This is a genomic window from Bacteroides sp. GD17 (genome assembly GCF_038448625.1).
Lineage (GTDB): Bacteria > Bacteroidota > Bacteroidia > Bacteroidales > Bacteroidaceae > Bacteroides.
In genome coordinates this window covers 61785-75229 of the sequence record NZ_JBCEZS010000005.1, presented here as the reverse complement: position 1 = coordinate 75229, position 13445 = coordinate 61785, and the positions used below count along the sequence as shown (strand labels likewise).

Annotated in this window: 13 protein-coding genes; 7 read left to right on the top strand and 6 right to left on the bottom strand. The window is 45.0% G+C overall.

What is annotated here, in order from left to right:
• Positions 1–99 precede the first annotated feature (99 nt).
• Positions 100–600, top strand: coding sequence for an HU family DNA-binding protein (locus AAE250_RS09390; RefSeq protein WP_294601333.1), 501 nt, complete (start codon positions 100–102; stop codon positions 598–600).
• A gap of 259 nt (positions 601–859) precedes the next feature.
• Positions 860–1444 carry an N-acetylmuramidase family protein gene (locus AAE250_RS09385; protein ID WP_342288887.1) on the top strand — a complete coding sequence of 195 codons (585 nt, stop codon included), beginning with the start codon at positions 860–862 and terminating at the stop codon, positions 1442–1444.
• Between the two features lie 70 nt (positions 1445–1514).
• On the opposite strand, the gene AAE250_RS09380 is transcribed toward AAE250_RS09385, so the two are convergent.
• Together AAE250_RS09380 and AAE250_RS09375 are read right to left on the bottom strand one after the other, a co-directional pair.
• On the bottom strand, positions 1515–2129 hold the full coding sequence (locus tag AAE250_RS09380) for a response regulator transcription factor (RefSeq protein ID WP_294601335.1): 615 nt from the start codon (positions 2127–2129) through the stop codon (positions 1515–1517).
• Entirely contained in the window at positions 2119–2826 is a 708-nt protein-coding gene (locus AAE250_RS09375; protein ID WP_294601336.1) for a hemerythrin domain-containing protein, read from the bottom strand. The genes AAE250_RS09380 and AAE250_RS09375 overlap by 11 nt, the downstream gene beginning before the upstream one ends.
• 221 nt (positions 2827–3047) lie before the next feature.
• Here AAE250_RS09375 and AAE250_RS09370 point away from each other — a divergent pair, with 221 nt between their 5' ends.
• The 5 genes from AAE250_RS09370 (at position 3048) to AAE250_RS09350 (ending at position 9567) form a co-directional block, all read left to right on the top strand.
• A complete protein-coding gene (locus AAE250_RS09370) occupies positions 3048–3410 on the top strand; it encodes a BlaI/MecI/CopY family transcriptional regulator (protein ID WP_294601337.1) in 363 nt (120 codons plus the stop codon).
• 29 nt (positions 3411–3439) lie between these two features.
• On the top strand, positions 3440–5305 hold the full coding sequence (locus AAE250_RS09365; RefSeq protein WP_294601338.1) for a TlpA family protein disulfide reductase: 1866 nt from the start codon (positions 3440–3442) through the stop codon (positions 5303–5305).
• Positions 5306–5367: 62 nt separating this feature from the next.
• Complete coding sequence (locus AAE250_RS09360; RefSeq protein ID WP_294601339.1) at positions 5368–7494, top strand: TonB family protein; 2127 nt, start codon at positions 5368–5370, stop codon at positions 7492–7494.
• A gap of 11 nt (positions 7495–7505) precedes the next feature.
• Positions 7506–8273: a redoxin domain-containing protein gene (locus tag AAE250_RS09355; protein ID WP_294601340.1), complete on the top strand. Its 768-nt coding sequence runs from the start codon at positions 7506–7508 to the stop codon at positions 8271–8273.
• A gap of 58 nt (positions 8274–8331) precedes the next feature.
• Positions 8332–9567: a carcinine hydrolase/isopenicillin-N N-acyltransferase family protein gene (locus AAE250_RS09350; RefSeq protein ID WP_294601341.1), complete on the top strand. Its 1236-nt coding sequence runs from the start codon at positions 8332–8334 to the stop codon at positions 9565–9567.
• 9 nt (positions 9568–9576) lie between these two features.
• On the opposite strand, the gene miaA is transcribed toward AAE250_RS09350, so the two are convergent.
• From miaA to AAE250_RS09330, 4 genes are all read right to left on the bottom strand, one after another.
• Positions 9577–10473, bottom strand: coding sequence for a tRNA (adenosine(37)-N6)-dimethylallyltransferase MiaA (miaA, locus tag AAE250_RS09345; RefSeq protein WP_294601342.1), 897 nt, complete (start codon positions 10471–10473; stop codon positions 9577–9579).
• A gap of 135 nt (positions 10474–10608) precedes the next feature.
• A complete protein-coding gene (locus AAE250_RS09340; RefSeq protein WP_294601343.1) occupies positions 10609–11166 on the bottom strand; it encodes an IS1096 element passenger TnpR family protein in 558 nt (185 codons plus the stop codon).
• A 107-nt stretch (positions 11167–11273) separates the two neighbouring features.
• Positions 11274–12050: an acyl-ACP--UDP-N-acetylglucosamine O-acyltransferase gene (gene lpxA / locus AAE250_RS09335; RefSeq protein WP_294601344.1), complete on the bottom strand. Its 777-nt coding sequence runs from the start codon at positions 12048–12050 to the stop codon at positions 11274–11276.
• A gap of 9 nt (positions 12051–12059) precedes the next feature.
• Positions 12060–13445: a bifunctional UDP-3-O-[3-hydroxymyristoyl] N-acetylglucosamine deacetylase/3-hydroxyacyl-ACP dehydratase gene (locus tag AAE250_RS09330; protein WP_294601345.1), complete on the bottom strand. Its 1386-nt coding sequence runs from the start codon at positions 13443–13445 to the stop codon at positions 12060–12062.

Genomic DNA, 13445 nt, shown 5'->3' with positions numbered 1-13445 from the left:
CTTTGTTTATGGACGTATATATATCCACCTTTGCATCGTTGATCAACACAATGAGAATTAAAACGATGTTGAATTTAAATGTAAAAGGAGAAAGAAAATATGCCTTTATTCTATTATGCAAGACAGTCGTCTTTGGCGACGAAAGAGGGTGCCAAGTTGTGGCATTTAAGTTTGAAGAAAGTAGGAAGAGCTGTGGATGCTCAACAGTTGGCTGAGGTAATTGCCGAGAAGTCTTCGTTGACGCCGGGTGATGTACACAATGTGATCAGAAACCTGATGACGGTGATGCGCAGTCAGTTGCTGAATAGCCGTACGGTGCGGCTGGATGGTTTGGGTACATTTACGATGAAAGTGCGTACACGCGGGAAGGGGGTAGCGAAGGCTGAAGATGTGAATCCCAATCAGGTGACTGCTTTGCGTTGCCAGTTTACTCCTGAATATACCCGCCCGGCGGCTATCGGTACTACACGTGCCCTGATTCAAGGTGTGGAGTTCGAGAAATGGACCGGTACGGTTACGGATGGCAAGGATGATACCGATGATGGTGGTAATTCCGGCGGAGGTTCTGACGGGGATCAAGGAGAAAATCCTTTGGGATAAGCGGACAAATTCCGTAGTCATTAGTAATCAATGATCGCTGATTTGTAATTAATGCCATAATTTCTGAAAAAGGCAGTGAGGAGTTTACTCTTCATCGCTTTTTTTGATTGTTTTGGATTTGCCAAATGTTGTTTAAGGGGAAAAATGTGTCGTTTAAAAACTTATTCGGTCGTCTGGAAAGGTATTTTGCTTTTATGGGAAGTTGTTTCTATTTTTGAAAAATATTTGCAAGTATGAACATATAATTAAATGATGAATGATGAATAATATTTTAGAAGAAGATTATCAACGGATAGCAGATATGCTAAACGTAGAAGTAGCTACATTAAAAGCTGTACAAGAGGTAGAAACCGGTGGACGTGGTGGATTTTTTGCACCTGGAAAACCTGCGATCCTTTTTGAAGGACATATATTCTGGAATCAACTTAAAAGAAAGGGAATAGATCCGGAGAAGTTTGTAGCGGGAAATGAAAATGTTCTTTATCCTAAATGGGAAAGGAAATGGTATTTAGGCGGCATCAAGGAATATGACCGGTTGGAAAAAGCTAAAGAAATAGATGTAGATGCTGCCGAATGTTCTGCTAGTTGGGGTATGTTTCAAATAATGGGTTTTAACTATAAGCAGTGTGGCTGTAAGAGTGTTACAGATTTTGTTGAAAATATGTGTAAGAGTGAAAAAGCACAATTGGAGTGTTTTGCCCAATTTATTCAGAGTAATCATATGGAGGTGTATCTTCAACGAAAAGATTGGGCTGGTTTTGCCAGGCGTTATAATGGACCTGGCTATGAGCAAAATCGGTATGATGAGAAGTTGGAACATGCGTATAATAAGTACTGTAGATAGTTGAAAAAGGCGGTGAGGAGTTTACTCTTCATCGCCTTTTCAGTTCATTTAATTTTTGGTAAGTCAAGGTTTATAGTGTTCCCTTTATATCACTCAGCTCCACCAGTTTATTCACGATTGCATAAATCGTGAGTCCTGCCGGAGAATGTATCTGCAATTTGCGGGCGATATTTCGCCGGTGTGTGATGACGGTGTGGATGGAGAGGAATAGCTTGTCGGCAATAGCCTTGTTTGTCATACCTTTCACCACGCAGGTGATGATCTCCTTTTCACGTTGACTGAGGGTTTCCTGTTCGTTGTCTTTCTCTTCTTCCTCTTCGGTGTGCAGGAGACGATTGATTTTGGACGATATAACCTCTATGTCATCGCAGATGGCGAAGTTTTCGTCGTATTCTTTCAATACATTGTTGTCGATGACGGAGCATACTACGGCAATGTATTTAGTGTTGTTCTTTCCATGTTCCGACTTGAAAGCAGGCAGGTCGAACCATCCGCCGAAAGTGGGGTTGATGATGACGATGTCTGTGGGATGTATATGCAGGAAGTTTCGCAGTGACTCCATGGATGATACTTCAATGGGGTGCGCATTCAAATTAGGAATGCGTTTCAGTACTGCTGTAAGACCACTCCGGATGATGACAGAAGTCTCTGCGACGACAATCTTCAAAGAAGTATTATTGTTCATCTTTCAGTTTCCTTTCTATTTGCGCTACGGCGGGAACAAACATGTAATCTTCTACCTGGCAGTGCGTGGCAAGGTCTTGTTCGCAATTAAATATATCGAATAAGGCGGCGTTCAGTAGGTTGTTGTTGCCTTTTTCCGGGTAATATTTGATGATGATGTTTTTTAGTTCTTTCAGTTTGGTGTCTATCTGGTTATGCTTGCTGGCAAAGGTGGTAATGTTGTAATCATCGGAAAGTTTACCTTGAAGCAGTTGCTCTACGTAGGTGAACACTGCTTCGTTTTCGTACTCCATGTGCCGACGTACCTCTTTGGCATATTCATCGAAGAACTTCAGGATGAGGTAGGCTACGTCGTTGTTTGTTCCGGAACAGTCGATTGCTTCGATAAGTTTACGGCGGATACCGGGCAGGTTGAAGTCCAGGAAATAAGTATGGGCTCGTTTCAGATAATCCATGAGGGCGGCAATGGAGAAGTCTTTCTCGTTTCCGCTATAAGAATATTGTTCCTCACTGATAAAATTGGCTACTGCGAGGAATGTAGGGCAATCAACACCTTGTGCTTCGCAGACATCTTTCACATTCTTGTCTCCGAATCCCAGCGATAACCCGAAGCGGCTCATCACCATTAATAAGGAGTAATTGTCGCAGATGAGGTCGCTCATCTTGTCTGTGGCGCGGTACTTATGTTGCTCATTCATTGTATGTTATTGTTTTAATTCTCTAATTGGGATACAAAGTAACGGCTTTTACGCGAGAACTGCAATCACTATTAGTAGGTATTTTGCGACGAATAGTGGCAGGAAATTGCTATTAAACAATGCCGACTCTCCATTGAACTAAAGGCTTTAGTTTTATTTAACGAGATAAATTAGTTTTAGAACTAATTTATTTAGTTATTTGCAAAAAACAAAGAAACATCATGAAAGGATTGACTGCGAAAGAAGAAGAACTCATGGGCTTTTTTTGGGAAAAAGGACCATTGTTTGTAAAGGAGATGCTGGCGTTCTATGAAGAGCCTAAGCCGCATTTCAATACTTTGTCTACCATTGTGAGAGGACTGGAAGATAAAGGATTTCTGAGCCACAATACTTATGGCAATACTTATCAGTATTATGCTGTAGTGAGCGAAGAAGATTTCCGTAAGCGGACTCTGAAAAATGTAATCAGCAAATACTTCAATAACTCCTATCTCAGTGCGGTGTCGTCTCTGGTGAAAGAGGAGGATATCTCATTGGAGGAACTGAAACAGCTGATACGGGACGTGGAGAAGGGAAAAAACTGAGATTATTGAGAACTTAATAACTCTTGCTTATGAAAAACATCGGATTAGCTTGTTTGCTCCTGGTGAGTATTTGCTGCGGATTGCAGGCAAAGAAAACTGTGAAGACCCCCTATTTCATGGCATGCAATACACGTAGCATTGAAGTGGAACAGGTGACGCTTGGAAAAGATACGACCTGGCTGGAAGTAAAGATATACGGTATGCAGGGTGATAAGGTCAGGATTGATTCGGCAGCTGTATTGCAGGCATCCGGAAAGCATTATGAATATTGGGGGAATACCGGTTTTTCCGGGGGAGAATGGACGAATATTCCTGCTTCCGGTGAAATGACTGCCACCTTGAAGTTCAAACCACTTCCGATGGATACCGAGAGTTTTGATTTTCTGGAGATACCGGGTAGTGATGAAGGATGGATAATCTATGGTGTACAGCTTAACGGACAGAAACCTCAGGTGGATATTCCTGAAAGGCTGCTGAACAGAGAGCCGGATGAAGTTTTGCCTTTGCCCGCACCGGAACTGAATGTAGGAAAGGTTGTCGTAAAGGGGCGGATACTGGGGTATAAACCAGAGTATGGAGTGACGCTGCGCTACTATGATTCGCCTTGGTTCTTTATGTATTTTGCCGGCAAGGACTTGGAGATAGCAGAGGATGGCACTTTCCGCTATGAAACAGAGGTGCTGTTGCCAAGCGGTGCCGCATTGTGGATATCTCGCTCGAAGATAGAATTGTTTCTCGTTCCGGGTGGAGAACTGGATATTACAATCAATCTGCCTGAAATATTCTATTCGCAAAGCCGTCTTTTAAGCCGGAAAAAGGACGGGGCAGTGGAGAACCGTGTCTGGTTTGAAGGAGATTATGCCGGACTGAATGCCGAGTTGCAGCGGTTTGGTGAAATGAAAAGCCTGTCGGGAGCGGATGATTTCTATTCCGATATTTGTGGGATGACTCCTCAGGCGTATAAGAAATATCTCTTCAAGCACTATGAAGAGATGCAGAAGAGCCTTTTGAAGAGTAAGGATATGAGCCAGGCTTGCCGCACATATATCCGGTCGAATATGGATATGAATCTATTCAGTCTTATTTATAATTATAAGAGCAATCTTAGTTATGCACCGATGCTGTCGGGCAAGAAGGGAGTGAAAAGGGCAGATATGACGGTGGACAGTACCTCGTACTTTAAAGAAATACTGCAATTGGACATTTTGCATGCTCCCGAACAGAAGTATTACGACTATTATACGGACTTTGTGAGGATTGCTACCGGAGAACTTCGGGATAAGTTTGTGCAGGATCCGCTTTGGCCGGATATGCTTCTTGCCAGACGTGCTTCCCGTAATTTGAGTAAATATATGCCTTTGACAGCAGAAGAGCGTATGACGGTAGACAGCATTTCTTCTCGTGACCTTAAACAACTGTTCCTGATGAGAAACGAGCGGATTGAAGCCGAACTGAAGGCCGGATTGGAAGCTGCTAAGGACAAGACCGGATATACGGTTGTTGAGGTGGAAAAGGAGGTAGCGGCAGATAGTTTGTTGCAGGTCATCACCCGTCCTTATCGTGGCAAGATGGTACTGGTTGACATGTGGAACACCTGGTGCGGTCCTTGCATGCGGGCCATGAAGAACCTGAAACCTTTGAAGGAGGAATTGAAAGAGGTGGTTTACCTGTATATTGCCGACGAAACGTCTCCCGAAGGAAAATGGAAAGTAACGATACCTGATATACACGGCATACACTGCCGGATCAGCAATGAGCAAAGCACAGCGTTGGCAAATCTGTACGAATATCCGGGCATTCCGACCTATTTCGTGATAAACCGTGAGGGGGAAATCTCCTATAAGACAACCGGATTTCCCGGGGTGGAGGCGTTGCGGCAAGAGCTGACCAAGTGAAGATAACTTGTTCTTCTATGCGGGAACTGTACATTATAAATGACTAAATTGTAAATGAATTTATGGGTTTATTTTTCGTCTACATACTTAAATCATCCATTTGCCTGGCGGTATTCTATCTGTTTTACCGCTTGCTGATGGCTCGTGAAACTTTTCATCGTTTCAACCGGTTTGCACTGTTGGGCATCTTGCTGCTATCTTGCTTGTTGCCATTGATTGAGGTCAGCGTGAAGCAACATTCGGAGGTGACTCAGACGATGCTGACGCTGGAACAGCTGTTGATGATGGCCGACGCCATGAGTTCAGTAGGGCCCGAAGTTCAGGTGCAGGACTCGACGTCTGTCTGGATAAAAGTTGCATTGCTGGTTTATCTGGCAGGAATCTTCTTCTTTGCTTTACGTAATGTGTATTCGCTGACGAGGCTGTTGATGCTGCTGAAATCGGGACGGAGGGAGCGAATTGCCACTTACTTGCCGGATAAAGGGAAACGTGTGACTTTGATTGTACACAACCGTGATATTGCCCCGTTCAGCTGGATGAAATATATCGTTATTTCCCGGAAGGATCTGGAAGAGAACGGACGTGAAATTCTTATCCACGAGCTTGCTCATATCCATAACCGGCATTCCTGGGACTTGCTGGTGGCTGATATTTGTATTTTCTTCCAATGGTTCAATCCGGCTTCCTGGCTATTGAAGCAGGAGTTGCAGAACATTCATGAGTTTGAAGCTGACGAAACCGTGATAAAGGAAGGCGTAGATGCGAAACAATACCAATTATTATTAATTAAAAAAGCTGTCGGCACAAGGCTCTACTCTATGGCCAACAGCTTTAATCACAGTAAACTTAAAAAACGTATCACTATGATGTTAAAAGAAAAATCAAGTCCGTGGGCGCGTTTGAAGTACTTGTATGTACTTCCGGTAGCAGCTATTGCAGTGACTGCTTTTGCCCGTCCCGAAATCTCCGAAAAAGTTGAAGAGATTTCGGTCGTCAAAGTTAATGATTTGTCGGCAATTGTAGAAACAAAAGCGACGGAAAGTGTGGAGAAAGCATTGGAGATGCCGGCTGTAAAAGCCTTGCCGGGCGACACGACAAAACCTGCCGGAGTGCAGTATGTGCCTGTACCGGTTGATGAACAATCCAATGGTGGCGCCGTCTTTGAAGTGGTGGAGAAGATGCCTGAATTCCCCGGCGGCGGAGTTACTGCTATGATGGATTATTTGCAGAAAAATATGCAATATCCCGAATCGGCTAAGAAAGCAGGAACACAAGGACGGGTTACAGTGCGCTTTGTGGTCGATAAGGATGGGAGTATAAAGAATCCGTCCGTGCTTCGTTCGGTGGATAAGGACATGGATGCTGAGGCTCTCCGCCTGGTGAAGTCTATGCCGAAGTGGCAGCCGGGAATGCAGGGAGGAAAGGCGGTAGCCGTGAAGTATACAATACCGGTAGTGTTCAAGTTGGAAGGAGGAACTTTTGTGAACTCCAAGTTGAATGGTAACGTCGTTTCAATAGACGTTGATGCCGGTAATCTTCCATTGTATGTTGTAGATGGATTGGAAGCGTCTCCGTCTATAATGGGGGCATTGGATCCGTCGCGTATCGAGGGCATTACGGTACTGAAGGACAAAAGTGCTACAGATTTGTATGGAGAAAAAGGAAAGAATGGGGTACTTTTGATTACTTTGAAGAAAGGAAATCTGCCTACAGTGAAGATAGATAAAAATACGACCGGAATTTCCGGAATAGGTGGAGTCTATGATGGTGGCAAGAAACTTGATATGTCGGATGTGACTATCTATATAGATGGTGCTGAAGTTATCTCGGGCAGACCGATAGATGAAGTAATACCGGCTGACAAGATAGACAATGTCCGTATTGATAAGGATGCAAGCGGAAAAGGTGCAATCTACATTACTACTAAAAAAGGTAAAGGTGTTGAAAAGACTTCTGCCCAAGGCAATATGAAGGTAGAAGGTCGGGTGCAGGACAAGCAAGGCGAACCTGTTGTAGGTGCTTCTGTTTTGATAGAAGGTACGAACATGGGAACTATATCCGATGTTGATGGAAGATTCGTTTTGTCTGTTCCTGATAAAAATGCCGTATTGCTGATTTCCTATATCGATATGGAAACTGCCAAAGTAAAGGCCAAGTCAAAACTGGTTGTTACTTTGAAAAGCGAATAATCAAGAATATTATGATACGAAATTCTCTCTTTCTGTTTTTCATTTTAATTGTTGTGGGGGCGGGGTTATGCTCCGCCCAAACAACTGAAAAGAAGTACTACCTGGTTAATGGACTCTTCTTTGACGGAATGCCTCCCGGAGTAAGTTGGGAAAATGCTTCTACTCTTATCGACCATCAGGATGAAGCGGGTCATAAAGCCATAGAACTGCGCCTGCGCAAAGGCTTTGAATTACCGGAAGAAGTGAAGAAGTATGCTACGCCTGTCGAAGAAGTTCCCGGTGCGGAAGCACTGTTGATGAGTTCGCGCGGAGAACTGGGGAAGAAAATGCCGGTTGGTGTGGTACCTACGATGAAGCGGGAAGAGTGGCTGGGAAAACCTTTTCCGGATTTTAAAGTTACAGATACCGAAGGTAAAGTTTGGACAAATGCTGATATTGACGGACAGCCGTTAGTGCTGAACTTCTGGTATATAGGTTGCGGTCCTTGCATCAATGAGATGCCGGAACTGAACAAATGGATGGAACTTTTCCCGAATGTGACTTATTGGGCTACGACTTTCAATACGGCAGAGCAAATCAAGAAGATTGTAGAGAACCGTCCTTTCCGCTTTACGCAGATTGCCGATGAATTGTTTTTCTTTAAGACCTTTAAGGTCAGTGGAATGCCCGTTACTATATTAGTCGATAAAAAAGGAATTATCCGATGGATAGAAGATGGAACGAGTAATGCTAAGTTGAGGTATCTGCAAGATAAATTGAAAGAATTATCGGTAGAGTAGTGGTTTCTTCAAGTCGTTTGCACTATCTTTGTGAATACTAACGATAAACGATGCATCTATGAAACGAATACTCTTTGCCTTGCTTCTTACAGGTAGTATTTGGAACTGTGAACCGGTTTCTGCCTGCACTTCTGCCGTTATCTCCGGTAAAATAACTCCTGATGGCCGTCCTTTGCTGTGGAAAAACCGTGATACGGACTTTCCTCAAAACAGTGTGAAGTATTTCTCCGGTGAGCGTTATCCGTTCATAGCTATTGTCAATAGTGTGGAGGATAATCCTACTGATGTGTGGATTGGTACAAACTCGGTCGGTTTCTCCGTAATGAACACGCAATCTTATAATCTGGTGGAAATAAAACCCGGCGAAGAGCGGGGCGAGGCAAATGGTCGCATGATGCGTCGTGCACTGGAAGTCTGTGCCACGGTGGAGGATTTCTGCCATTTCCTCGATACGATTGCCAAGCCGAGTTTGATTGAAGCGAACTTCGGTGTGATTGATGCCAAAGGCGGTGCAGCTATGTTTGAAGTAGATTACTACAAGTACACAATGTATGATGCTAACAATCCTAAAGATGCTCCTTGTGGCTACATAGCCCGTACCAATTTCTCTTTCTCCGGTAAAGTAAACGAAGGCGCAGGCTATGTGCGCTTCATGCAAGAAGACAAGGTGCTGTTGCCTGCATCGGCCACCGGACAGATTACTCCCCAATGGATATTTACAGAACTTTCCCGCTCTTTTGCCAACCCATTGATGGGGATTGACTTAAAGACAGGCGAATTTAATCGTCCCAAAACAAATGGCTGGTTTGTGGATCAGGATTTCATTGCACGTAGCAGTACGGCAAGTTCTGTCGTGGTGCAAGGTGTAAAACCCGGCGAGAATCCGGAACTGACTACGATGTGGACCATACTCGGCTATCCTCCTACCGGCGTGGCAATGCCCGTATGGCTGAAAGGAGCTGATAAAAATCTACCGAAGCTCATGGCTCGCGATGAGGTAAAGAAGGTTTCTCCTTTGGGCAATTGGTCAGTGATACTGGCGGGGGATGTTTTCTCTTATACACAAGGGATGGGGAGCAGCCGCTATATGAATTGGGAAAAGCTCTATAATACGGAGAAGAATGGCTATATGCAACTGCTTGCTCCGGTGGAAGAGGAAGTATTCAAACGCGCGCAGCCTGTTATCAAAGAATGGCGCAAGAAAGGGGCTGTCGATCTGAAAGAGATGCAGGCGCTTTACGGTGAACTCGATACCTTTATCGAAACGAAATATGCCGATCTGTTCGAGCTATAAATAAAGCAATTACATCATTGAACGGAGGTACGCAAGTATCTCCGTTTCTTGTTCCGGGTGGAACCAGCGGATTTCCTCATCCCGTTTGAACCAGGTCATCTGCTTGCGGGAGTAAATGCGGGAGTTCTGTTTGATTTTATCAATGGCAAAAGGGAGTGTCCATTCTCCGTCGAGATACTTGAATATCTCCTTGTAGCCTACTGTGTTCAGAGAATTGAGCGCCCGATGCGGATAGACGCGGCGGGCTTCTTCTATCAATCCGTCCTCTATCATTTGGTCTACGCGGCGGTTGATGCGGTCGTAAAGTTCTTCGCGGTCACGGGTGAGGCCTATCTTGATGATTCGGAACGGGCGTTCCTTCTTTTGCTGCGTACGGAAGGAAGTATAGGTTTTGCCTGTCATGTAACAGATTTCCAATGCGTGGACTACACGCTTGGGATTCTTTAAATCTACAATCTTGTAATATTCAGGATCCAGCAGTTTGAGTTCTGCGCAGAGTCTTTCTAGCCCCTCTGTCTCATATTTGTGCAACATCAACTGGCGGGTTTCGGTATCTACGGTAGGTATGTCGTCTATTCCTTTGCAGATAGCATCTACATACATCATTGAACCACCGGTCAGCAACACAGTGTCGTGTTCGGCAAATAGGGAGTCGAGGAGATGCAGGACTTCCGCTTCGTATTGGGCGGCACTATAATAGTCAGTCAGTTTCAGGGTGCCTACAAAGTGGTGTTCCACCCGTTGCAGTTGTTCGGGGGTGGGGGCGGCTGTACCTATCTTTAAGTCCGCATAGAGTTGCCTCGAATCGGCCGAGACAATACAAGTGTGGAATTGCTCTGCCAGTCGGAGGCTTAATTCTGTTTTGCCTACTCCGGTGGGGCCGATAAGTACAATTAAAGTCTGCATATAGGAAAGGAGGGAAGGATTATTATTTATTTTTTAGGCACGGATTACACAGATTACGCGGAAGGTTTTAATAATCCGTGAAATCCGTGTAATCCGTGCCTAATTATTATCACACGGCAGATTGCCTCTTTTATCTTAGAATTTCTCTTCTTCGAAAGGAGCGCCACCGGCATCGTCCAGACCTACGAAGCCTTCTTTGTCGAAGTCCTCCATGTCGAAGTCCTGGTCGCCGTAGAAGTTCTCGTCCAAGTCGAGGGAACCGCCGGCTGCTGCCATCTCTTCAAAGTCCATAATTTGCTTGGGAGCATCGCCTGCTTTCTTAGTGCACTTGGCACCCTTCATTTCCTTACCGGTGATGATTTCGGAAAGTTCGATAAAGAAGCAACGCTCCGTCATATAGTCGAATACATAAAGCAGCTTCTGCTTTTCGTCTTCTATCAGTTCACTGAGCTGGGTGTCTTTCATTACCCAACTGTCCATTTCCGGATTGTCGTCCATCTCTTCCAGGGTTATTTCCTTTTCTTTCTCCCAGTCGTCGTCGCAGATGAAGAAAGAAGTCATCTGGTCGTCAGTGTAGCCTGCCGATTTTAAGATTGCCTCATGGAAGTCGAAAAAAGTAGCTTCCGGGTCTATTTGTATTTCTCTGACAAAGTCGTCCACCTCATCTGAGATGATTGTAAATCTGTAGATCATGATGATTTATGATTTATGATTTATAATTTATGATTTATGATTTATGGCTTCTGATTTCAGGTTTTGTCAATTGGCAATAAATCGTAAATCTGAAATCAGAAATCTTTTTATTTCCCTGCGGGGATAATGCCTCGAGCCGATTCACGTATAAAGTTTACAATATAGCTGATCTCTGGTGTCATTTCCATTTCCTCCTCAATCTTCTTCAAAGCGTCCGTATTGTTCAGCCCGCTTTGGTAGATGATGCGGTATGCATTATGGATTTGCTCGATGGTTTCGTTGGAGAAACCACGGCGGCGCAGTCCTACGATATTGATACCGGCGTAGCAGATCGGCTCGCGTCCGGCAATGATATACGGTGGAATGTCCTTGCTGAAGCGGCAACCGCCCTGCAACATGCCATATCCGCCTACGCGGCAGAATTGATGCATCAATACGTTGGCACTGACTATGGAGTAATCGTCAATAACAATTTCGCCAGCCATCTTGGTGGAGTTGCCAATGATACATTCATTGCCAATCAACGCATCGTGTGCCACATGTACGCTTTCCATAAAGAGGTTGTTATTGCCCACAATCGTTCTGCCTTTGGCGGCTGTACCACGGTTGATCGTAACGTTCTCACGGATAATATTATTATTACCGATTTCAGCAGTGGTTTCTTCGCCTCTGAACTTTAAATCCTGAGGGATGGCACCAATAACAGCTCCCGGAAAAATAGTGTTTCCGTTGCCGATGCGTGCACCATACAGAATGTTGGCATTTGCCATAATCTTATTGTTATCGCCGATTACCACATTCTTGTCAATGAAAACAAAAGGAGCAATCTCTACGTTTTCCCCGATTTTTGCTTCGGGATGAATATACGCTAAGGGACTTATCATGCTTGGTATTTATTTGTTCTTAACTATTTGCGCCATAAATTCTGCTTCGCACACTACTTTTTCGCCTACAAACACATAGCCTTTCATGGTAGAAATACCACGGCGGATAGGAGCAAGCAGCTCTACACGGAAAATCAGTGTATCTCCCGGCACTACTTTCTGGCGGAATTTCACACCGTCTATTTTCAGGAAATAAGTGGAGTAACGTTCCGGTTCGTCCACGGAGTTCAGTACCAGTAAGCCTCCCGTCTGTGCCATTGCCTCTATCTGTAATACGCCGGGCATTACGGGTTCCTGAGGGAAGTGTCCCTGGAAGAAGGGTTCGTTGGAAGTAACGTTCTTGATACCTACAATGTAGTTGGCACCTATTTCGATAACTTTGTCCACCAGCTGCATCGGGTAACGGTGGGGCAGCAGTTCGCGGATGCGGTTGACGTCCATGATAGGTTCGCGGTTGCAGTCGTAGGTAGGAGCCTGGATTTCGTGCAGGCGGATTTCCTTACGCATCTGACGGGCGAACTTGTTATTGATGGTATGTCCCGGACGGGTGGCGATGATACGGCCTTTGATGGGCTTACCTATCAGAGCCAGGTCACCGATAACATCCAGCAATTTATGACGGGCGCACTCGTTGGGCCATACCAGCGGCTGGTGATTAATGTAGCCCAACTGCTTGGCATCCATGTGCGGGACCCCCATCACGTCGGCCAACTTGTCATAGTTCTCTTGCGACATTTCGCGTTCGTAGATAACGATGGCATTGTCCAGGTCGCCGCCTTTGATAAGACCTGCCTGCAGCAGCGGTTCAATTTCGCGTACAAACACGAAGGTACGGCTGGCAGCTATTTCGTCCTTGAACTTCTTCATGTCCTCCAGCGTAGCAAACTGGTTGGGAATGATGGAGGAATCGTAAGATACCAATACGTTCAGGCTGAAATTCTCGTCGGGCAATACAATGATGGAAGAACCGGTTGCATCGTCGCGGAACTCGATTTTGGACTTGATGATATAGAAATCCTTGACGGCATTCTGCTCCACAGTGCCCACGCGTTCTATTTCGTTGACGTAATATTGGGCGCTTCCGTCCAGGATCGGAAACTCCGGTCCGTTCACTTGTATCAGGCAGTTGTCTATGCCCAGTGCATAGAGTGCTGCCATGCCATGCTCTACCGTACTTACTTTTGCTCCGTTTTTGGAGAGTACGGTACCACGGGTAGTTTCGATAACATTATCGGCAACGGCATCGATGAGAGGTTGTCCTTCCAGGTCGATGCGTTGAATCTTATATCCGTGATTGTCAGGAGCCGGATTAAAAGTAACGGTTAGGTCAAGTCCTGTGTGCAGGCCTTTCCCACTGAGCGAAAAGCTATCTTTCAGAGTCTTTTGTTTCAACAT